The following is a 23,007-nucleotide window of genomic DNA, read 5'->3' on the forward strand; positions in this document are numbered from 1 at the left end:
AACTTCGTTGACATCTACGAATCAAATCGTATATGTTCTGCACATGAAGAATTTGCACGTTGTACCCCGTCCGACCGAGAGCGAACTGGAGCTGCTGACGATCCTTTGGCAGCGCCGCGAGGCCACGGTGCGGGAGCTGTACGAGGCGGTCAATGCGGGGCGTCCGGTGGTCTACACGGGCGTGCTGAAGCTGTTGCAGATCATGGCGGAGAAGGGGCTCGTCAGCCGCGACGAGACCGAGCGCGCGCACGTCTACCGCGCGGCGGTCTCGCAGGCCGACACCGAGCATCGCCTGCTGCGCGAGCTGAGCGAGCGCTTCTTCGCCGGCAGCGCCGCGCAGCTTGCCCTGCGCGCGCTGGAGATGGAGAAGGCCAGCGACGAGGAGCTCGATGCGATTCGCAGGCTGCTGAAGAAGAAGAGCGCAAGGTAGAAGGCACGGGAGGATTCGCCAATGAATACAGGGAGCTTGATCTTGTCGGGTTGGCTGTCGCGCGCGGAGTTGGTGGCGCTGGGCTGGACGCTGTTGCACTTCTGCTGGCAGGGCACTGCGGTCGCGGTGGCGTATACGCTGCTCGATCGCATGACATCGCGGGCCGCCGCGCCGGTGCGGTATGCGACGGCGCTGCTGGCGCTGGCGATGATGCCGGTCGCGGCCGCGCTGACCTTCACCGATCAACTGCACATGGCGCGGCTACAGACGGCGAACCCGGCGCGGACGGTGACTCTGCCGGCGACGTATACGCCGTCCGTCGATTCGGAGGCCTCGCAGACGCCGCAGCAGGCCTTTCAGGCGGTCGCGGATCTTGCGCTCGAGACGACGTTCGAGGCGCACCAGGAGCTGGCGGCGCGGGCCGAGCGGGCGATGCCTTATATTGATGCGCTGTGGCTGGTGGGGATGCTGCTGCTGACGTTGCGTTCGCTCGGCGGATGGTGGCAGTTGCACCAGATGCGGCGGCGTGCGCGCGGTCTGGTTCCGCTGGCGGTGCAGGCCGCGTTCGATCGTGTCCGCGTGCGGCTGCGCGCCGGGCGGCGGGTGGCGCTGCGCATCTCGGACGAGGTGATCTCGCCGCTGGCGATGGGGGTTTGGCGCGCGACGGTGATCCTTCCGGTGAGCGCGGTCGTGCGGCTGCCGATGGAGGAGCTGGAAGCGGTGCTGGCGCATGAGCTGGGCCACATTCAGCGCTGGGATTACCTCTGCAATCTCGCGCAGACGGCCATCGAGAGCGTGCTCTTCTTTCATCCGTCGGTGTGGTGGCTGAGCCGCATCGTGCGGGAGCGGCGCGAGCTCTGCTGCGACGCCATCGCCGCGCGCAGTTGTGCGGACCCGGTCGTCTATGCGCGGGCTCTGCTGCAGTTGGAGGAGCATCGCGCGGAACGCCGTATCGACCTGCCCCTTGCCATGGCCATCGATGGCTGCGGCACGTCGTTGCTGAGCAGGATCAAACAGGTGCTTGGAGAGGATGCCCCGATGGAGAGCAGAATGACGAGCGGTGTGCGTGTGGCGGCTGCGGCCGGCGTGGTGATGGCGTTGTTGCTGAGCTCGAAGGTGAGCACCGCGCTGGCGGCTCCGGTGGCGGAGCCGGCGCCGCAGGTGAGTGCGGTTCAGGTTGCGCTGCCTGCGCCGCAGGTTCCGGCTCCGCTCGCGCCTGAGCCTGCTGCGCCTGCTGTCCCAGCGCCGCCTGTGCCCGGAGAGGTTTCGATCGCTCCGGCCGCGCCTGAGTCCGCCGGTTCGTTCAGCACCACGTTCAGCTCGACGTCGCACAGCGAGTCCGGCAAGTCCTCGTCGACGACCTCGACGACCATGACGAAGACGGTGAACGACAGCGAGGTCGCCGCGGCGCTCGATGCGGCGATGCCCGCCCTGGCCGCTTACAAGGCCGATGGCGGCGCCCAGTTCGCAAGGTTGCAGCCGATGCTGATGCAGATGGATGCGCGGATGAAGGCCGATCCCGCGATGCCGAAGGGGATGGCGTACCTCGACCAGATGCGCGATGCGGGCTATGCGTTCGACCTGAACAGCGATCTGGACAAGATCATCGAGCTGAAAGCGCTGGGCGTGACGCCGGCGTTCGCGAAGGGGATGGCGTCGCTGGGGCTGGGTAAGCCGAGTGTGCGTGAGCTGACCAGCCTGAAGGCGCTGGGCGTGACGCCCGAGTATGCGCAGCAGTTGAAGCAGAGCGGCCTGACGCCGAAGGACTTCCGCGAACTCTCGAACGACCGCGCGCTGGGCATCACGCCGGAGTATGTCGCGGGCATGCGCCAGAAGGGCTTCACCGGCCTGAGCGGGCACGATCTGATGACGCTGAAGGCGCAGGGCATGACGCCCGAGTACGCCGGCTGGCTGAAGCAGCAGTTTCCGCAGGCCGGTATGGACGAGCTGAGCCGCGCGGTGGTCTTCCACTTCGACGACAAGTTTGTGGCTGCCGCGAAGGCGCATGGATACGACACGAACGACCTGAACAAGATGCTGAAGCTGAAGTTGTCCGGGCTGCTGGACGAGTAGGCTCGCCGGCTGCAGGCTATGGCAGCTTCAGGACCTTCACCGCCTCGGCCCAGGGCACGGCCTGGCCCTCGTCCTGCACGATGCCCGCGATGCCCGTTGGGCCGATCAGCGGCGAGCCGAAGACGCTGGAGTCGACCGGCGCGTCGAGGTGGATGCGACCGTTCTCGCTGTGCGCGGGCAGCAGCAGAATCTCGATCGAGCCCTCGCGCGCGCCGCGGAAGACGGCGACCTGCTCCCAGCTCTCGGCGACCTCCGGCGTGATCAGTGGGGCGATGGCCGGGCCTTCGGCCTTGAGCGTCAGCACGGCGAGGTTGCGCGGCTCCGCGCGCACCGCAACCTCCGCGCGGACCGGCAGCACGGCGCCGTCGCGCGGCATCACGATCTGCATCTTCTTCTGGGTCGGGCCGGCGTTGGCGGATAGCTCTTTGCCCAGCTCCCATTGCCCGGCGGAGGTCGCGGCGACCAGACGCAGGCTTCCCAGCCGCACCTTGACCTCGTTGGATTTGATCGCCAGCTCGACCTCGGGGTCGAAGAGCCAGGGTTCGAGCGCCTCGGCCACCGTGATCAGACGGCGCGAGTCGACGAAGAAGCCGATGCCGGTCCAGCGCATCGGCGTCGTCTTTCCCGCGGCATCGACCAGCTCGTAGGTGGAGACGATGGTCGCGACGCGCGGCAGATCGGCGTCGCGCACCTTCGCGCGCAGCCCGCCCTCCATGCCTTGCACGGGGCCTTTCAGCCGAGTCAGCGCGGCGTTGGCGCCCGAGAGCAGCATCTCCGCGCCGGCGCGTCCGAACTGCCCGCCGGGGATGTCGAGCTTCACCTCCTGGTGCAGCCGCACGGGAACGCTGGCCTGCGAGCTGAACATCATCAACCGCTGCATGCGGCCGAGTTCGATCCGCGCGGTGACCTCGCCTTCGACCAGCAGCGTGCCCGTGTCGATGGCGGAGATCAGCGGTTCGAGCGAGGCGACGTCGCGCAGGTAGACGGTGACGCGGAGCGGTTCCGGCGCGGTCCAGGTCTGGCTCTTCGCCAGGTGGATGGGCCCGGGCATGGGCGCGGCGAAGACCGGCAACCCATTCAGCCGCAGCCGCGCGACGCGTATCTCGCCGAGGTCGAGATCGCGGTCCGAGGTGAGGGCAAGGCCGACCGCGACGGTCGCCTTGTCGCTGGCGAGGCTCGCAAGCGAGACGCCGGTGATCTCCGTGTGGACGTGCTTCGCTACGTCGTCCTGCTGGGCATGAAGGCGCGCGGGGAAGACAGCCGCGAGGGCCAGAATCCGGAGCGTTCGCCTCATCGCGGAACCAGCGCGTTCATGGCCTGTCCCTGCGCCATGCGCGAGGCGAGGTACTTGTCCAGCAGGATGGGCAGGTCGTGGTTCATGCGATCGGCCATGTGGTCTTCAGCCTTCTGCAGCTTGGGATCGATGTCGTCCAGGCGCTCGTTCAGGCGGTTCATGCGCTGGTCGAGCTGCGGCATCAGCAGCGTCACGGAGCTGCTGGCCTGCTGCTGCAAGGCGAGGATCGTCTCGCGGTTCTGCTGGATCTCGTGGCTCTGGTAGAGCAGCAGGCCGCAGAGCGCGAAGACCATCGCCAGCACGCCGACCACGAGCTTCTGCATGATGTCGATCTTCTTCTCGAGCGTCAGCGCGAGGACATCGTCGATACGCGGCGCGTGCGGGGCGCTGGAGCGCGGCGCGGGCGGCGGGGTGTAGATCTGGTCCTCGAAGACGGCGGTGGTGTCGTCCGAGGGCCTGCCTTCGCGTGCGAAGGACTTCGCGCCGGAGGTCGCGCGCGGCATCGTGACGGTGCGCAGTTCGGCGGCGGGTCCGCCCAGCGGCGCGGGGTCGCCGGGACGCGCGCCCGAGACGGGCGACGGCCTGACGGCGGAGGGTAACGGCATCTCCTGCGTCGTAGCCTCGGATTTGACTGGCGCCGATGGTGGAGTGGCGGCCGATCTGGTCGGCGGCACGGGGGTCGCGGCGGCTGCGCGGGCGGCGCCGGAGGCCCGTTCTGGCGCGCGTTCGGCCGGCGTGGCGATCCGCTCCACCGCGATGTTCTGTATCCGGGTGGTGACGTCCTGACGGCCGACCGGGCCCTGCCACATCTCGAACATCGGGCCACCGGCGCCGAGCTCCAGCGTGTCGCCGGGGCGCAGCTCTCCCGACGACAGGCGCACGCCGTTTTTGAGCGTGCCGTTGGCGCTGTTGTCGTCGCGGAAGGTTACGACGCCGCCGGCGCAGTGGAAGCGTACATGCTTGCGGCTGATCTCCGGGTAGCGTCCGGCGTCCAGCGGCAGGGTGCAGTCGGAGCCGCGTCCGACGGTGCTGTCGCCGTCGGGAATCTCCCAGATGCGTTCTTCGTTCTTCAGATAGGCGATCATGATCTTCCCTCACGGCGTCGGACGGTGAGCCAAATCGTGCCGATCATACCAAGCAGGAAGAGGCCCTGAATACTGAGATATTGCGGCAGCGCGTCTTTGCCGGGCAGGTTCGCGGCGGCGAAAAAGTTGTACCGGCAGGCCTCTTCGCCGGCGAGCGGCGGCAGCGGACGAAGGGCGTCGCGCATATCGTTTGGGTGAAAGGTGCTGGAGATGGAACTGAGCAGGGGATAGCGGTAGTCGGCCGGCGGGCGCAGGGCCGAGGGGATGCTCGTGACGCCGGCCTTCGCCGCAAGCGCGATCGTCTCCGCGTAGCCCCCGTGCAGCGGCCTTGCGATGGCGTCGTGGACGTAGAGATCGCGCATCGCCTCCAGCCCCCAGCGCGAGACCATCAGGGGCGAGAGGCCATCGGCCAGGAAGCCGTTCATCTGGCGTCCGCCCTCGTACGGAAGCTGCATCACCAGCCCCGGCACGGCGCTGACGTTGGCGGCCGGCGCCGTGCTGTGGACAGGGATCAGCAGGCCCGCGAGCAGCAGCTCCGGAATCATGACCAGCGGAAAGGTGTAGAGCGCCCTCTCGCTGGTCGAAGCGATGGCGGAGATCAACAGGCCGATCAGCCCGCCCTGGATGCCCATGATCCACATCAGCCCCCATGCGCCGAGCAGGTGCCCGCTCAGCGCGCCGCCCAGTGAGAGGATCAGGATGAAGGTCAGCGTCTGCACGCCGGAGAGGCCGATGAGGTAGACGATGCGCGAGGCGAGGTACGCATCCCGCCGCAGCGAACGCTGCCGTTCGCGCCGGTAGATCGCCCACTCGTCGACGATCTCGCGCACGTTGCCCGAGCAGGCGAACCACATGGCGGTCAGGATGGTGATGAGCAGCGTCATGGGCTGGTTGGGCTGGTCGGCCATGAAGCAGAGCAGCACGCCGATGAGCGCGGGCGGCAGCACCAGCGTCGCGACCGAGTTGCCATCGCCCATGCGCAGGGCGATCTGGCGCGCCAGCAGCGTCTTCACCTGCGTCATCCAGGAGGTAGAGGGCTTCTGCCGGGCGTCGCCGTCGGCCTGTGCGGCCTGGCCGTGCGCGCGGGCCTCGGCCAGGGGCGCGGCGACGTGGTCGCGATAGGCGTCGGATGAGAGATAGCGCTGGCGCCAGTCCTCGGCGATCTGCTCTTCCTCATCGCGGCTTACGCCGGGCGGCGCGAGCTTGTAATAGACCTCGATCGGCCGCTTGCAGTCGAAGTACCCGAGCATGCCCGTGGCCGGCCCGTAGAAGACGAGCTTGCCGCGCGCCAGCACGGCGACCTTGTCCAGCAGCGAGAACGAACCCAGCAGATGGGTGTTGATGACCACCGTCGAGCCCCGGTTGGCGAGGTTGCGGAAGAGCTGCATCATCTGCATCTCGGTGGCGGGGTCCTGTCCCGCGGTCGGCTCGTCGACGTACAGGACCGCCGGGTCCGAGAGCAGCTCGATGCCGAGCGAGACGCGCTTGCGTTCGCCGCCGCTCAGCGTCTCGATCACCTTGTCGCCGCGCTCGGTCAGGCGCAGGGTGTGCAACACCTTGTCCACCTGCGCGTGGATCTCGCCGGCGGTATGGTCCGACGGCATGCGCAGCCGCGCGGAAAAGGTGAGGCACTGCCGCACGGTCAGCCGCGTGTGCAGGATGTCGTCCTGCGGCAGATAGCCGATGAGCTGGCGCAGCAGTTGCGGGTACTGGTACAGGCTGCGCTCGTTCATTCGCACCTGGCCTTCGACCGGGCGGAAGCCGTTCATCGCGTCCATCAGCGTCGACTTGCCAGCGCCGGATGGTCCAAGCAGCCCGACGAACTCGTTCGGCTTCAGCACGATGGAGACATCGTCGAGCAGGACGATCCGGCGCCCGAGGTTGTCCTTCACCACCTTGCGCAGGTTTTCGGCGTAGACCGAGATGCTCTTGCCGTCGGCCTCGCGTTCGAGCTGCAGGCCGTCGAAGACCAGCTCCATCGCGCCGAGTGCGATGCGGTCGTGCGCGTTCAGGATGGTGCGCTCGACGCGGATGCCGTTGACGAAGCTGCCGTTGGCGGAGCCGAGGTCGACCAGCTCGATCTCGCCCGAGGCGAGGTGGCGAATCTCCGCATGGTGCGAGCTGACGGTGGGGTGCGCGAGCGTGACGTCGTTGTCCGGCGCGCGGCCGATGGCGACGATCCGCTTGGTCAGGTCGAACTCGCCCAGCGTGCGGCGGCGGACGCCGGTATCGCGGAAGAGCAGCAGGTGGGTCTGGCAGGCGCCGAGCTGAATGAGGTCGCCCTCCGCCAGCCGCTTCTCGGCCACCAGCACGCCGTTGACGTAGACGCCCCCGCCGTCGCTCAGGTCCCGCACGGTCGCCTCGCCGTTCCGGGCGACGTCGAGCGCGGCGTGCTTCCCGGCTATCAGCACGCTGTCGATGGCGACGCCGTTGACGCCCGGCCGGCTGCCGAGAATCATCGTGCCGGGGATGAGCGGAATGTCGCGCACGGCATGGTCGTCGAGCACCAGTTGCAGGCGCGTGGGCAGCGCCTCGGGCGGTTCGCCGCCGAGCTGGACGGTCCTGACCGCGACGGCGGGCCGCCCGGCGGAGGCGGTTTCTTCGCGCGGGCGATCGAGGAACAGAAACGCGCTCTTCAGCCCGGAGCCGAAGCTGAGCCTTACCCGGTCGCGCAGGATCGCCTTCTGGACGCGTACGCCGTCGAGGTAGCTGCCGTTCGAGCTGTGGTCTTCGATCTGCCAGTCTCCGCCGGGCAGACGCGTCAGATGCGCGTGCGAGCGGGAGATCTCCTCGTCGTCCAGGATGAGGTCGTTCGACTCCTGCGAACGGCCGATGGCGATCGCGTCTTTTTCAAGCAGAAAGATCTCTCCCACGCCGTCGCCGACCGTGCGCACGAGTCGGGGCAGGTGGTCTTCGAGGTCGTGGGCGCGCGCTGCCGGCGTGGAGTCGAGTGAGCTCATCCTGCGGATGTTCCACGAAACAGAGATGTTGGGACGAATGCTGGGACTAGGCGGAGACTAGCACTCTCCCCGCGACGCGACAAGACGGTAACTGTTTCGTTACGGCGTTTGTACGAGAATGCAGGTGATGTTGTCCCGGCCGCCGCCCTGGAGCGCCAGCGACACCAGCCGGGTGCAGGCCTCGTGGGGCGGGCCCTGGCTGGCGGTATCGAGAATCGTGGCGTCGTCGACGTGCCGCAGCAGGCCGTCGCTGGTGAGCAGGAAGCGGTCGCCCGGCTCGGCCTCGATGCGGAAGAAGTCCGGCTCGACCCGCTCGCGGGTGCCGAGAGCGCGGGTGATGATGGAGCGCAGGGGCGATGACTCAGCCTGCGCTTTGGTCATTGCGCCCGAACGAACCTCCTCGGCGAGCAGGGAGTGGTCCTCCGTAAGCTGCTGGATGGACCCGCGGCGCAGGAGGTAGGCGCGGCTGTCGCCCACATTTGCAATCAATACATCGCGCCCAGAGAACCACGCGCAGACCAGCGTCGAGCCCATGCCCTGCAGTTCGGGCTCCAGCAGCGAACGGCAGTAGACGACGCGGTTGGCGTGTAGGATGGCCTCTTCGAGCAACTGCGCGCGCTCATGCCGGCTTTCGAGCTCCGCGCGCAGATCGGGGTCGATGGCGGCGAAGCGTCCGCGCATGTATGCGAGCAGCGCCTCGACCGCCATCTGGCTGGCGATCTCGCCGCCGGCGGCGCCGCCCATGCCGTCGCAGACGACGTAGAGGCCGAGCGCCTCGACCATGCCGTGACTGTCCTCGTTGCGCGCGCGAACGCAGCCGACGTCGGTGGCGGCGGCCGCCTGCCGGGATTCGCTCCGGGGCTCGATGTCGCGCGGCACGGCACTCCCACTTGCCAGGTTCATCTCTCCCTCATGCCTCGGAAAATTCTGGATGCGTTGTTCGGGGTCACACAATCCTAATACGGAACAGCGCCGCGGAAGCCGTGTCTTTCCAGCGCATTTGGGAGGAGAGATCGCCGGCGGATAGATTTTTCACATCCCCGGCGGCGGGGCTCTCTCGACGAAGTAGTATCGGGATAATCCAACGCTTGCCGAGGTGAATGCGTGTCCCTGAAGTTGACGTACCGTTCGTTGCTGCATCTGACTGGCTGTTTTGCTCTGGCGCTGACTGTCCCTGTGACTGCACAGACCGCGCCGGCGAAGAAGCTGACCATCGACCGGCTGTACAGCCTGCCGTGGCTGATCGGCACGCGGCCGGAGCAGCCGGTGTGGTCGCCCGACAGCAAGCGCGTCGCCTTCCTGTGGGACGACGACGGCACGAACTTCCACGACATCTGGGTGACGGACGTGACGGACGGCAAGCCGGTGCGCGTGACGAAGTTGCCGCGCCTGCCCATGCCCGCCGACGCCGGAACGGACGTCGCGAAGCTGGAGCAGGTGGCGAAGGCCGAGAGCGACCATGGCGTCTCGATTTTGAAGTGGATGGACGCGGACCGGCTGATGTTTGTATTTCGGGGTGAGGTTTATGAGGCCTTGGTTCTTCCGGGAATGGAATTTGAAGAAAAACCTAAGAAATGGTCGATGGGATCAGCGAACGTTACGGATGCGGATGTGAGGCCCGGTGGATACACGATTCACTGTGTGGCGGGAGGCGAGTTGTGGGGAATCGATACTGGCGGTGAATTAGCTCCACATCAAATCTATGCAAGCGGCAAGAAAGACGTGGGAGTCGAACAGTTCCGGTTGTCTTCGGATAACGGTGAGATTGCCTTCGTTGAAGCCGACGCGACCCGCATCCCCGTGCGTGGGATTCCGGATTATCTTGGCGATGAATCGAAACTGACGCAGGTGAAACGAGCAATTCCGGGAGAGCCTGCGGCTGGACGGCGGATTGGGTTTACGTCGTGGGACGGCAAGAATCTGCGCTGGGCGGAGCTTGGCGGCGATGCGCAGGATCTGATCACGTCGTTCGCCTGGTCGCCCGATGGGAAGACGCTGCTCGTCGACAAGAGCGACCTCTACACGAAGCATCGGCAACTGCTGCTGGTGAACTCCGCGACGGGAGCGGCGAAGGAGCTGCTGCGCGAGGACGACCCGAAGACCGTCTATCCGGAGTGGTGGTCGGACTGGGCGCCCGACGGCAAGGGCGTCTACTTTACCTCGGAGCGCGGCGGCGACTATCACGTCTTCTACCAGTCGCTGGCGGGCGGCGAGCCGAAGGCAATCACCTCCGGCAAGTGGGAGGTCGCGTCGGCGACGGTCTCGGCGAAGGCGCTGTTTCTTGTCACGAATCAAGGGAAGGTGGAAGAGCGGCAGGTCTTCCGCACGGCGCTTACCGGCGGGGCGCCGGAGCGGCTGACGACCGCGCCCGGCACGCATACGCCGGTGGCCTCGCCCGACGGCCGCTGGCTGGCGGACGTCTTTTCGAGCGACTCCGTGCCGCCGGATCTCTACCTCGTTCCCGGCACGCCCGGCGTGGCCCGGCAGGTGACGCACTCCGCGCTGCCGGAGTTCGCCGATTACCACTGGGTGACGGCCAGCTACGTCGACTTCCCCAGCGGCAAGGACGGCGTGAACCTGCACGCGCGGCTGACGCTTCCCCCAAACTTCGACCCGAAGAAGAAGTATCCGGCCATCCTCGGCTCGGTCTACAGCAACACCGTCCGCAACCAGTGGGGCGGACGCATCGCGCACCCGACGTGGGGGCTCGACCAGTACCTGGCGCAGCAGGGCTACGTGATCCTGAACGTGGACGTCGCGGGCAGCACCGGCTATGGCAAGGCGTTTCGCGAGCGGATCTTCGAGGACTACGGCGGCGTCGACGTGGAGGATCTGGCGAGCGGGGTGAAGTACCTCGTCGCGCAGGGTTATGTCGATGAGCGCCGCGTCGGCATCTGGGGCAGCAGCTACGGCGGCCTGCTGACGACGATGTCGCTCTTCGCGAAGCCCGGCCTGTACGCGGCGGGCGTGGCGGGCGCTCCGGCGACGAGCCTCTACCATGCGCTTACCGGCGAGATGCGCGTGATGATGGCGCCGGGCGATCATCCGGCGGAGTACGCGAAGTCCTCGTCGTTCCTGCGCTCGGGCGCGCTTGAGGATCACCTGATGATCATCCACGGCATGCGCGATCAGGTGGTGATGTTCAAGGACTCGGTGACGCTCGAGCAACGTCTGATCGAGCAGGGCAAGGACGTCGATCTGGTGGCTCTGCCCGGTGCTCCGCACCCCTGGGATACCGAGGGATTCGCGCAGACGCGGTACGCCTACCGGAAGCTGGCGGACTTCTTCGCTCGATATCTGGGCGAGCCGGTGAAGTAAGGATTGCTGGTCTACACGAAGTGCGTCTTGCTTAAGGGCACGGCTTCAGCCGTGCCATAGACGTCGAGGAGTCTCGCGGCTTCAGCCGCTGGGGTACGGTTTTGTCCTGAACTGGCACGAAGCGTACCTCAGCGGCTCAAGCCGACTCGCAACAGCGGCGGGCACGGCACGGCTGAAGCCGTGCCCTTAAGGACGACCCTGTCTGCGTCGCTGCCACGCGCATGGTCTAAAATCGGACGGTTGAGTGAGGTTTGAACCGATGAGTGAATTTGGTGAAGGTGTAGAGCTTCGGGCTCCGATTTCGGCCCGGTACCGTGAGATTCTGACCCCCGAGGCAATGGCCTTCGTGGTAGACCTGCAGCGCCGTTTCAACGCGCGGCGCAAGGAGCTGCTGGCGGCGCGCAAGCAGCGTCAGGCGCGCCTCGACGCGGGCGAGCGGCCGGACTTTCTGCCCGAGACGAAGCACATCCGCGAGAGCGCCTGGACGGTCGCGCCGCTGCCGGCCGACCTGCTCGACCGCCGCGTCGAGATCACCGGGCCGGTCGAACGCAAGATGATCATCAACGCGCTGAACAGCGGTGCGAAGGTCTTCATGGCGGACTTCGAGGACTCGACCACGCCCACGTGGGACAACGTGATCGAAGGCCAGATCAACCTGCGCGACGCCGTTCGCCGCACGATCACCTTCGAAGACCCGAAGACGGGCAAGTCCTACAAATTGAACGAGAAGCCCGCGGTCCTCTTCGTCCGCGCGCGCGGCTGGCATCTGGACGAGGCGCACATCCTGGTCGACGGCGAACCCATGTCCGGCGGCCTCTTCGACTTCGGCATGTACCTCTTCCACAACGGGCAGGAGCTGCTGGACCGCGGCTCCGGACCGTACTTCTACCTGCCGAAGATGGAAAGCCATCTCGAAGCGCGGCTGTGGAACGATGTGTTCGTCGTGGCCGAGGAGTCGCTCGGCCTGCGTCCCGGCCGGATCAAGGCCACCGTGCTGATCGAGACGATTCTGGCCTCGTTCGAGATGGACGAGATTCTGTGGGAGCTGAAGGATCACTCGGCCGGCCTGAACTGCGGGCGCTGGGATTACATCTTCAGCTACATCAAGAAGTTCGCGGGCGACTCCACCAACCTGCTGCCCGACCGCGCGCTGGTGACGATGACCACGCACTTCATGCGCAGCTATTCGAAGCTGGCGATCAAGACCTGCCACAACCGCGCGGTCAGCGCGATGGGCGGCATGAGCGCGTTCATTCCGATCAAGAGCGATCCGGTGGCGAACGAGCGCGCGCTGACGCAGGTGCGCGCCGACAAGGAGCGCGAGGCGACCGACGGGCACGACGGCACGTGGGTCGCGCATCCGGGGCTGGTGCCGGTGGCGCTCGAGGTCTTCGACCGCGTCATGCCGCAGCCGAACCAGATCGACAAGCTGACGCCGGACTATATCTGCACCGCCGACGACCTGCTGCAGGTTCCGGCCGGAGCGATCACCGAGGCCGGGCTGAAGCAGAACGTCGCCGTCGGGCTGGGTTATGTGGAGGCGTGGCTGCGCGGCATCGGCTGCGTGCCGCTCTTCAACCTGATGGAGGACGCCGCGACGGCCGAGATCAGCCGCGCGCAGCTCTGGCAGTGGGTGCATCATCATGCGAAGCTCGACGACGGCCGCGCGGTCACGGTGGAGCTGGTCGAAGCGGCGATTGCCGCCGAGATCGCCGGCAAGGAAGAGAAGTTCGCGCGCGCGGCGGAGCTGATGCGCGAGCTCATCCGCGCGCCGAAGTTCCCCGACTTCCTGACCGTTCCCGCGTACGCCGAGGTGCTGGCGGAGGAGACCTACGCGTAGGGGTCTTCGGCTGCACCTGCCACAGCTGCTCGTCATCCTGAACGTAGTGAAGGACCCCTGTATTGGCTTTTGCACTTGCTTTTGTTCTCTCTCGAACGAGAACAACGACAACAGCAGAGGCCAATACGGGGGTCCTTCGCGTTGCTCAGGATGACGGGCGTTTGTGGCGGGGCAAGCGGACTGGGGGACGAGCTTTCCTCAGGCTTGGAACAGAGCATCCGCTACCATCGAAGGAGCATCCCGAAAGGTCTCCTCTGAAGCTCATGCGCAAGCGTCTTGCCGTCCTTGGTCTGTTCTGCCTGCTCCAGTTCGCGCATGCGCAGAGCGGCGAGCTGCTCGTCGAGCACGGAAAATACAACGTTTACCTCCTGCTGCACCAGATCGGGACGGAGGAGTACGGCGTCACCGAGCACGGCCCGACCGGGCTGACCCTGACCGCGAGGACCATCGCGAACGATCGCGGTCGTGCGTCCGACAGCACCACGGTGCTCGAGACCGGACCGCAGTTCGCACCCATCCGGCTGCGGCAGGGCACTGCCCTGGCCGAGGTCGCGGGAGCGTCGGTGAACTTCGTTGACGGGCCGACGACCCAGCATGCGGCGAAGCCGCTGGTAGCTTTTGTCGGTCTGGGTTCCGCGCCGCCTGCCGCCGTGCAGATGATGCTGATGCGCTACTGGCTCGCGCACCATATGCCGCGCACGCTGACGATGGTGCGTCCCGGACAGGGCGCGCTGCCGCTGGAGATTCGCCTCGTCGGGCACGATGCCTTCCAGGTGAAAGGGCGTATGGTGCGGCTGGCGCGATACACGATCTCCAATCTGATCTTCGGCCGCGAGGTCGTGTGGATGAACGACTCCGGCCGGCTGGCTGCGCTCATGACCTTCTCCGGCCTGCCGCGCGAGGAGATGCTGGACGAGTACGCGACCGTCGCGGGCGAGCTGGTACACAGCGGCGTGCAGCAGCAGATGCTCGATCTCGCCGAACTGGACCACGAGGTTCCGCCGGAGATGCAGGGCGCGTACGCCATCGTCGGCGCGCGGCTGATCGACGGTACGGGCGCCGCGCCGGTCGAACACGCGACCGTGGTGGTCCGCGACGGAAAGATTGTCTCCGCCGGGCATGTGCCGGTTCCGGCTGGGATGCGCGTCGTCCATGCTGAAGGGAAGACGCTGCTGCCCGGCCTGTGGGACTCGCACGTCCATTACTCCGGCGTGGAGCAGGGCCCGGCGTGGCTCGCGGCGGGCATCACGACGGTGCGCGACTGCGGCGGAGAGTTCGAGTTCCTGACCATGCTGCGCAGGCGGCTGGAGACGCAGCACGCGCTCGGTCCGCGGATGCTGCTCGCCGGCCTGATCGACAGCGGCGGGCCGCTGGCCTTCGGGTCGGTCGACGTACGCACGGGCGGCGATGCGGTGCGCGCGGTCGATACCTACGCCGACGCGCGCTTCGACCAGATCAAGGTCTACGACCGGCTGCCGGAGGATCTGCTCCGCATCGTCACGGCGGAGGCGCATCGGCGCGGGTTGATCGTGACCGGGCATGTTCCGTCGGCGATCGACGCGTACAAGGGCGTCGAGGATGGCATGGACCAGATCAACCACCTGGAGTTTGTCGTGCATGCGATGAGCCTGGACGGGAGGCCGCTGGACCTGAACTCGGCGCTGTCCAAAGGACTGATCGCGGAGTTCAGGGAGCATGGCACGGTGGTCGACCCGACGGAGAGCTGGACCGAGTTGAGCGAGCGCCCGAAGGGGATGGATGCGGCGGCGTTCGAGCCGGGCCTGCTGTCCGCGCCGTATCCGCTGGCGCGACGGTATGGCGGCATGGGGGAGGCGGTGGATGAGGCCGCGTACCGGCGTTCGCTCGAGGTCGACCGCGGCGTGATTCACGCGCTTTATGAGGCGGGCATCCCGATCATCGCGGGCAGCGACACCGGCCTGCCGGGTTATGGACTCGACCGCGAACTGGAGCTCTATGTGCAGGCCGGGATGGCGCCGATGGCGGCGATCCAGACGGCCACGCTGACGGCGGCGCGCGCGGCGAGACGCGAGGTCGATTCCGGCTCTATCGAGGCCGGCAAGCGCGCGGATTTGGTGCTGATCGACGGCGATCCTTTGAGCGACATCCGCAACCTGCGCCGGGTGGTCAGCGTGGTGAAGGAAGGGCGGTTGTACAACAGCCGCAAGCTGGCTCGCAGCGTGGGATTTACCCGCTGATGAGGCGGCCGGATTCGCGGTTCGCCACGTAAATGCAAAAAGTCCGTATCATGGGTGAAATAATTTCAGGAGCGGACCATGGCGGATGCGGGCTGGACGAGACGGCAGTTTGTAGGCGGCGCGGCGGCGCTGGGGACGCTCGCGCATCTCGATCCGGCCGTGGCGCAGGAGGCTCTGCCGCCGCCCGCGAAGTCGCAGGGCGACTCGCCGGAGATCACCGCCGGTGGCCTGGTTCCGCTGCTCGAGTCGAACGTCGCGAGGCCGATGCGTTATCAGCCGGAGGGCGCGGGCTTTTTCATCCGCAACGGCAAAGAGTTCTTCAACCGGCCGTTGTACGGGCCGAACATTCCGTTTCGCGTGGATGGCGGCGACCTGCCGGAGTTCTCGCTGTATCTGCCGGGGCACGGGGGCAATCTGCGGCTGGGGCTGGCTCGCGCGGGGCATGCGACGAGGTGGCTGCATGAGGCGCAGGATGTCTTCACGCAGTATGTCGATGGGCGGCTGGAGTATATGGTCCGCGATGCGCTGGCGGGCGATGGCGTCGTGTCGGTGCAGGTGCAGACCGAGGGCGCTGGGCTGCGGATTGAGATCCTGAGTGTTACCGCACCGGAGGGGCTGGAGCTGGTGTGGGCCTTTGCCGGAGTGAGCGGCCGCAAAGGCAAGCGGAACGGCGACATCGGCTGCGAGGTCGAGCCGGTCAGCCGATTCTTCCAGGTGCGTCCGGAGGAGTGCAAAGGCAATCTGTGGACGCTGAAGAACGGCGTCGCGGAGGTGGTCTCGGGCAAGATCGCGCTGGCGCTGACGGCGTCGGCGGGCGCCGAGATGCGGGTCGTCGATGGCGAGGCCTGGGGTCGCGGCTGGGATGCGATGTGGGGCGCACAGGCGGGTTTGCTGCCCGCGCTGGCCGGGCGGATCGCGCTGACGGGTAAGGCGGTCGGGCTGCGGATTCAGGTGCTGGCGGGAACGATTCTGCCTGCGGCGGAGAGCGTTCTGACCGGGGAAGACCGGTCGACGAAGCTGCGAGAGATTGCGCGGGGACTGAGCTGGACGACGCCGGACGCGCATCTCGACGGGGTCGCCGGCGCGTTGAACATCGCCGCGGACGCCGTCTGGGACGAGGCCGCTGGCTGCGTCATGCATGGGGCGGTCGCGTGGCGGATGGCGCTGGCCGGTTGGCGCGGGCCGTATGTGCTTGATATCACGGGCCGTCACGACCGGATGCAGCGGCATTTGCGGCGCTGGCTGGCGCGGCAGAACGTCTCGGACGTGACGAATGGGTCGGGCGGTACGGCGTCCACAAGGGGATTCGAAGGGGTGGAAGAGGCCAGGGGCGCGCCGGATAAAGGCTCGGCGAACTCGCGGTCCGAGGCGCTGCTGCACTCGAACGGCGACCTTTCGAAGAACCACTACGACATGAATCTCGTGCTCTTCGACGCGCTGCTGCGGCATCTGCGCTGGACCGGCGATCTGGACTTTGCGCGCGAGGCGTGGCCGGCGCTGGAGCGGCATGCGGCGTGGGAGCGGCGGCTCTTCCGGCGGGAATATGGCTCGCCGGCCGCGACCAGTCCGCTGTACGAGGCCTACGCGGCCATCTGGGCGAGCGACAATCTGCAGTACAACGGCGGCGGCGCGGCGCACAGTTCGGCCTATAACGTCTTCCTGAATCGTGGTATGGCGCAGCTCGCGGAGCTGCTGGGCAAGCCGGCCGCCGTCGCGCAGGCGTATCGCGCGGAGGCCGACGCCATCCGCGCGGCCATGCGCAAGCATCTCTGGATGCCCGCGCGCGGCGCCTTCGCCGAAAGCCGCGACTGGCTGGGCGAGCGCACGCTGGCCGAATCGCCCGCCGTGTGGACGGTTTACCACACCATCGACAGCGAGGTCGCCACGCGCAAAGAGGCATGGCAGATGGCCGCCGAACGCCTGCGCGCCATCCGCCGCGTGCCGGTCGAGGGCGAGGGCGTGCCGCGGGGCGGCTGGCAGATGGCCTGCTCGGACTGGCTGCCGTATGTCTGGAGCCTGACGCTGCTGACGCTTGGCGAAAACCTGCACATGGCGCTCGCGCTCTTTCAGGCCGGCATGGCGGTCGAGGGATACGGGCTGCTCTACGGCAGCCTGGTGGACGCGTGCTATCGCGGGCTGTGTCCCGGAAACTTTCCCATGTCCCTGCAGCTCGACCCGCACCGGCAGGAGTCGCAGCGGGACTTCGCCGACCCGATTGGCTGCGCGTCGCGGGCGATCGTCGAGGGCCTGTGGGGCGTGCAGCCGGACCTGCTGGCCGGACGCCTGAACCTGCGGCCGCAGCTCCCGGCGGCGTGGGAGAAGGCGGAACTCAGGCATCCGGAGCTCACGCTGCTCTACCGGCGCGAGGGGAGGCCGGACGGCGCGAAGGAGATTTGGAGGATCGAATCGCATCTTTCGAAGCCGGTTGCACTCCGGCTGGAGCTGCCCGCCTGGATGACGGCGCTGCCGCAGGTAAACGTCGAGGATGCGAGAGTTTCCTTCGACCCAGAGCCCGTAGGGCAGCCTATCGTTGTGATCGAGCTTGCTGTCGCAAGGTCATGGACGCTCGAGCTGGTTTGGCAGGGGGAAGCGCCGATCGCGCGTCCTCGCGCCCTGTCGTGCAGAGTGGGCGACCGGATCGACTTGCCACCTGGAGCTCGGGCAGAGGCGGTCGACGATCCCCAGGGATGTCTCGATGGCCTGAACGTGAAGAAGAGCGGCACGGTCTTCGTCGCGGTGGAGCATGGCGAGTGCCGGTATTGGCTGCCGATCGAGCTTCGCTTACAGGCAGCTCCATTGCCTGTGCCTCTTCGCAGGGGGAAAGAAAGTTTTATGCCGGTGAATATGGACGGCCTGCTGACCGGGCAGGTGCGGGAGATCTTCACCCGCTCGCACGCCGCGCCGCGTTCCGGGCTGGCGTCGCTCAATCTGCCGGATGGGCTGCTGGGCGGCTGGGCGAACTTCGACGACCGGACCGTCGTCGACGACGCGGGGCTGCGCAAGGCCGGTGGCGCACTGCGCCTGGATGGCGGCCTGGTCTTCCGCACACCGGCCGGACTCGCGGCGAACTGCTGCTTCCTCTCGCAGTGGCAAGGCGACCGCCCCAGCGTCAGCCTGCCGCTAAGTGGTCAGGCCAAATGTATTTATCTGCTGCTGGCCTGTACGACCTTTCCCCAGGCGACGCGATCCGTACACGGCGTGGTGCGGGTGGGGTATGCGGACGGCGGAGCGCCGACGGTCGTCGAGTTGCGCTCCCCGGCGAACTGGTGGCCGGTCGAGCAGGACTATCTGGTGGACGACTATGTCTTCCGGATGGAGCCCTACGGCGAGCCGGAGGTGGAGCTTCCGTTGCGGGTCGACCTGCGCACCGGGCTGTCCCGAAGGCTCGACCGGACGACCCTGAAGCTGGGAGGACGAAGGGTTCCGGGCGGCTCCGCAACTGTTTTGCGGGTAGAGCTGGATGCTCGTCGTCCACTCGAAATGCTTCAGATGCGCTGCAACCTTTATGGGGTTGTCCTGGGCGTGCTGGGTATTACGCTCGGAGTCTGACTAAAGTCGGATTGGTCCGCCTTGTTGTTTTTGGCTGAAAATCGAGCATTCACGCGCATGACGGCGCCGGCAGACCGGCGTCACGGTGGAAGTGTTTGTATTTATTGAGTATTTTGGATGAAATAATTTTCCTATTGACACTTCTATCCTCCGCTCAATAGATTTCTAGGCTGATCGCTTGCCTTTGCGGCACTGTCGTTTTTAGTGGAGGAAATATGGAACTCTGTAACTCCTATCAGAGGCAGACACGAGTCTGCCCCGGGCCCCTGAGCAGCACCGGCAGGCGCTTTACCGGTTTTTTGCTAACCCTTCTTCTGGCGCTTGGCGTCGCGACTCGTACGCTTGAAGCTCAGACCGGCGGCGAGGCCGGTATCCAGGGTACGGTCGTCGACTCCACCGGTGCGGCGATTCCCGGCGCGAGCGTCACGGCCACCAATGACGCCACCGGTGTGACCACTACGCGCGAAACCTCGGGAAGTGGTCTGTTCACCATCTCGCCGATCATCCCCGGCGTGTATACGGTCAATGTGAAGGCGACGGGCTTTCAGGGCTACACGCAGAAGAACTTCAACATCGATGCGCTGAAGCTGACCGGCCTGAACATCACGATGAAGCTGGGCGAGAGTTCGACCGAGATCACGGTGGATGCGGCGCCGCCGGCGCTTGAAACCACCAACGCCGTGCTCGGCGCTGTGATGGAGAACTCGACGTACGAGAATCTGCCGTTGCAGATGAACGGCCAGCAGCGCGACCCAACGGCCTTCGCGGTGCTGACGCCGGGCGTGCAAAGCGGTTCGCGCGCGCCGATCATCGGCGGCACGGGCAATTACCTGGCGTCGGTGTATGTCGACGGTATCCCGGTCACGACAGTGAACCAGCAGGGCGATAACCGCGTGGTTTCGAACGCGATTCCGGTCGAGGCGATCGACCAGTTCCAGGTCGTCACCAGCACTCCGGCGGCGGAGTATCAGGGCGCCGGGCTCATCAACTTTACGCTGAAGTCGGGCGGCAGCGGCTACCACGGCACGGCGGCGATCTTCGTCCGCAACACAATCTTCGACACCTGGGGCTTCACGGCGCCCGCGCTGACGGTGACCAATGCGGCCGGCGTCACCACCCCGGCGCCGAAGCCGGTCGAGCATCAGAACGAGATTGTCGGTTCGCTCGGCGGACAGATTCCGTTCACGCATAAGAAGGGCTTCTTCTTCGCGACGTACGATCGCTTTCACTCGCGCAACGGCATCAACCCCAGCAGCCTGACGATTCCGACGCTGGCGATGCGCAACGGCGACTTCAGCCAGTTGCTGCAGCCGAACGTCTTCAACCCCAACGGCCCCACCGGATGCACGGGAACGACGGTCAAGTGCCAGCCGATCGGCCAGATCTACGATCCGACGACCACGGCGGCCTGCTCCGCGGCCAACGGCACGTATTGCCGCAATCCGTATCCCAACAACCAGATTCCGACGGCGGAGATCTCGCCGATCGCGCAGAAGATGCAGAGCTTCCTGCCGACGCCGAGCAATGCGGGCATCAGCGGCAACTACCTGGGCGGCGTACCGACGGGGTACGACAACTGGGAGTTCGCGACGCGCCTGGACTTCGACCTGACGCAGCGGCAGCGCCTGTCCTACGTGCTGACGATCGGCACGCGTAAAAACGTACCCTTCACCGTGGGCGGTTCGCCCGCCGGCGTCGTTCTGCCGATTCCGTATACGGCCGGCAGCACCGCGATCATCAAGCCGACCGTCATGGATGTCGAGCACACCTGGACGATTCGCGACAATCTCGTGAACCAGTTCAAGTATGGCTACAGCCGCTTCGCGCAGCCGGTCGGATCGCTGACGGAGAACGTCGCGCCCTACCGCGCGGCGGCCGACTTCGGCATCACCAACCTGCCCGCCGGTCAGGCCGCGGACGAGTTCCCGGGCGCGAGCTTCGGAGCGACCACCACCTTCGGCATTCCCGAGACGACCTGGACCTCCGCCGGCGCAAGCGGCGCCACGGGCACGACCGTGCCGAATACCTACACGATGCTCGACAACCTGCAGTGGGTGAAGGGCAAGCATGCGCTCACCCTTGGCGGACAGATCCAGTGGCTGCAGGACAACGTGGCCGCACAGGCGGGTCCGTCCGGCATCTTCACCACGGCGTACGACGCGAACTCGACCGCCAGCTTCCCGACCAATGCAGCCGGCGTCACCTCGCCGACGCTGAGCACCGCGTACACGGGCTTCTCGTACGCCAGCTATCTGCTGGGCGCGGTGCCGAGCTCGAACGTGGCGATTCAGGGCGTGTCCGAGACCGGCGGCCGCTACCGCGACATGTCGCCCTACGTGCAGGACGACTGGAAGATCACGCCGAAGCTGACGGTGAACCTCGGCCTGCGGTGGGACTACCTGCCGCCATACCACGAGGTGGAGGATCGCTGGAGCTTCCTGAATCCGAACATCGTCAACACGGCGACCGGCAACCTCGGCGCGCTGCAGTATGCCGGTAACCGTGGCGCGGGCGTAAGCTGCCAGTGCCGTACACCGGTCAATACGTGGTGGAAGAACTACGGTCCGCGCGTGGGCTTCGCCTACGCGGTGACGCCGACGACGGTCATCCGTGGCGGCTATGCGCTGGTGTACTCGCTGGGCGGCGGCGTCGGCGGACGCGGCGGCGCGGGCACGGGAACGGGCGCCACCGGCTTCAACGTCAGCGCAACGACGCCGGCCCAGGTGACGACCGGTACGACTGCCGGCCCGTCCTATTACCTGAACAACAGCCAGGCCTTCACGGCGGCGGGTCTCGCCAACACGGCGTACGGCGGTCCGGGCTATGTTCTGCCAACGCCTACCGCGCCGAGCACCGCCAACCAGACGCTCAACACGGGTAACTATCTGAACGCGGCTGGCGCGTACGTCACCGCCAGCACCATGGCTTACGCGGACCCGTATCTTTCCAGCCGCGCGCCGGAGTTCAGCTTCTACAACGGCGGCATTCAGCAGTCGCTGACGAAGGATCTGACCCTCACCCTGAACTATGCCGGCACGCAGAGCCACTTTGTGGCGGCGAGCGGTTCGAACGGACGCGGTTACTGGTCGAATCAGTTGAATCCGACCTATCTCGCGGCCCTGGGCAACGTAACGGATTCGACCGGCGCCACACCGCTGCTGAGCGCGCAGGCGACCCCGGCGAACGTCGCGATCCTGCAGGCCAAGATGCCTACGGCGAAGCTGCCGTATGCCAGCATCTCGTCCACCAACTCGAAGACGACCACCATCGCCCAGACGCTTGTCGCGTTCCCGCAGTACTCGGGCGTGACCGACACCTGGGGCGATGTGTCGAACTTCAGCTACAACGCGTTGCAGGCTTCGCTGGCGCAGCGTCTTGCGCATGGCGTCAGCTTCACCATCAACTACACCTGGTCGAAGAACGTCGGCGACGACGGCACCTTCCGCAGCGGTTACGATCTGCCCTCGGGCGCGACCTCGAACGGAAAGTCGTACAAGGCCAACCGCATCGATCGCGCCGAGACGGTGACTAACATTCCGCAGAACATCTCGTTCTACGGCGTGTACCAGTCGCCCTTCGGCAAGAACAAGCTGGCCGGGGGTAACAAGTGGGTGAGCGCGATTGCCGGTGGATGGCAGCTCTCGAACATCTACACCTACACCTCCGGCGCGCCGATCGCGATCACCTACGCCGGTTGCACGACGCCGCTGGTCGGCCAGTGCATGCCGGACGTCAATCCGAACTACGTCGGCAGCCCGCGCATCAACGGCGCCTTCGGCTCCGGCATCAAGGCAAACGCTCTGTCGGCGAAGCAGTACATCGATCCGAAGGCGTTCATGGCTCCGAACAACTACGGCGCTGGCGCAACCCCGATCACCAAGATCGGCGACGCGCCCCGCACCGCTCCGTACGGCATGCACGCTCCGGGCAAGTACAACCTTGACCTGAGCCTGCGCCGCACCTTCAACCTGACGCCCGAACGCCTCCGTCTTGTTCTGGAAGCCGACGGCCTCAACATCACCAACCATCCGACATTCGGAACGATCGGGTCGGTTTGGAGCACGGCAGCCAATTCAACCTTCGGCACGGTGGGCAGCGCGAGCGGTAATCGCGACTTCCAGTTTGCCGGTCGAGTGAACTTCTAACCGCGGTCGAATCGGCGAGGGCTCCTCATTGCAGGGGCCTTCGCCGTCTGAATCGGGGCATCGGTCGATGCTCGCAACCGCCACTTCCGTTGAGCTT

11 protein-coding genes are annotated in these 23,007 nt (G+C 66.4%); 7 read left to right on the forward strand and 4 right to left on the reverse strand.

What is annotated here, in order from left to right:
- Positions 1-43: 43 nt before the first annotated feature.
- Together CHB87_RS14525 and CHB87_RS14530 are read left to right on the forward strand one after the other, a co-directional pair.
- On the forward strand, positions 44-430 hold the full coding sequence (locus tag CHB87_RS14525; RefSeq protein ID WP_089409164.1) for a BlaI/MecI/CopY family transcriptional regulator: 387 nt from the start codon (positions 44-46) through the stop codon (positions 428-430).
- 21 nt (positions 431-451) lie between these two features.
- A complete protein-coding gene (locus tag CHB87_RS14530; RefSeq protein WP_089409165.1) occupies positions 452-2,503 on the forward strand; it encodes a M56 family metallopeptidase in 2,052 nt (683 codons plus the stop codon).
- 16 nt (positions 2,504-2,519) lie between these two features.
- Here the strand turns inward: CHB87_RS14530 and CHB87_RS14535 are convergent, their stop codons facing one another.
- From CHB87_RS14535 to CHB87_RS14550, 4 genes are all read right to left on the reverse strand, one after another.
- Complete coding sequence (locus CHB87_RS14535; RefSeq protein ID WP_089409166.1) at positions 2,520-3,797, reverse strand: hypothetical protein; 1,278 nt, start codon at positions 3,795-3,797, stop codon at positions 2,520-2,522.
- The gene (locus tag CHB87_RS14540) at positions 3,794-4,882 is read right to left on the reverse strand and encodes an FHA domain-containing protein (protein WP_089409167.1); all 1,089 of its coding nucleotides are present in this window, start codon (positions 4,880-4,882) and stop codon (positions 3,794-3,796) included. The genes CHB87_RS14535 and CHB87_RS14540 overlap by 4 nt, the downstream gene beginning before the upstream one ends.
- Positions 4,879-7,842, reverse strand: coding sequence for an FHA domain-containing protein (locus CHB87_RS14545; protein WP_089409168.1), 2,964 nt, complete (start codon positions 7,840-7,842; stop codon positions 4,879-4,881). Before CHB87_RS14545 ends, CHB87_RS14540 begins: the two co-directional genes overlap by 4 nt.
- A gap of 99 nt (positions 7,843-7,941) precedes the next feature.
- Entirely contained in the window at positions 7,942-8,745 is an 804-nt protein-coding gene (locus CHB87_RS14550; RefSeq protein ID WP_089409169.1) for a Stp1/IreP family PP2C-type Ser/Thr phosphatase, read from the reverse strand.
- A 201-nt stretch (positions 8,746-8,946) separates the two neighbouring features.
- On the opposite strand from CHB87_RS14550, the gene CHB87_RS14555 reads away from it, so the two are divergent.
- The 5 genes from CHB87_RS14555 (at position 8,947) to CHB87_RS14575 (ending at position 22,910) form a co-directional block, all read left to right on the forward strand.
- Entirely contained in the window at positions 8,947-11,160 is a 2,214-nt protein-coding gene (locus CHB87_RS14555; protein WP_142988365.1) for a S9 family peptidase, read from the forward strand.
- Between the two features lie 337 nt (positions 11,161-11,497).
- Complete coding sequence (aceB, locus tag CHB87_RS14560) at positions 11,498-13,000, forward strand: malate synthase A (protein WP_245818005.1); 1,503 nt, start codon at positions 11,498-11,500, stop codon at positions 12,998-13,000.
- A 263-nt stretch (positions 13,001-13,263) separates the two neighbouring features.
- Positions 13,264-15,216 (forward strand): amidohydrolase family protein, encoded by a 1,953-nt coding sequence (locus CHB87_RS14565; RefSeq protein WP_089409172.1) that lies wholly within the window; start codon positions 13,264-13,266, stop codon positions 15,214-15,216.
- Positions 15,217-15,294: 78 nt separating this feature from the next.
- Entirely contained in the window at positions 15,295-18,765 is a 3,471-nt protein-coding gene (locus tag CHB87_RS14570; RefSeq protein WP_089409173.1) for a DUF4450 domain-containing protein, read from the forward strand.
- Positions 18,766-19,064: 299 nt separating this feature from the next.
- Positions 19,065-22,910, forward strand: coding sequence for a TonB-dependent receptor (locus CHB87_RS14575; RefSeq protein WP_245818006.1), 3,846 nt, complete (start codon positions 19,065-19,067; stop codon positions 22,908-22,910).
- Positions 22,911-23,007: the final 97 nt, after the last annotated feature.

This window comes from Granulicella rosea (assembly GCF_900188085.1).
In the GTDB taxonomy this organism is placed as follows: domain Bacteria; phylum Acidobacteriota; class Terriglobia; order Terriglobales; family Acidobacteriaceae; genus Edaphobacter; species Edaphobacter rosea.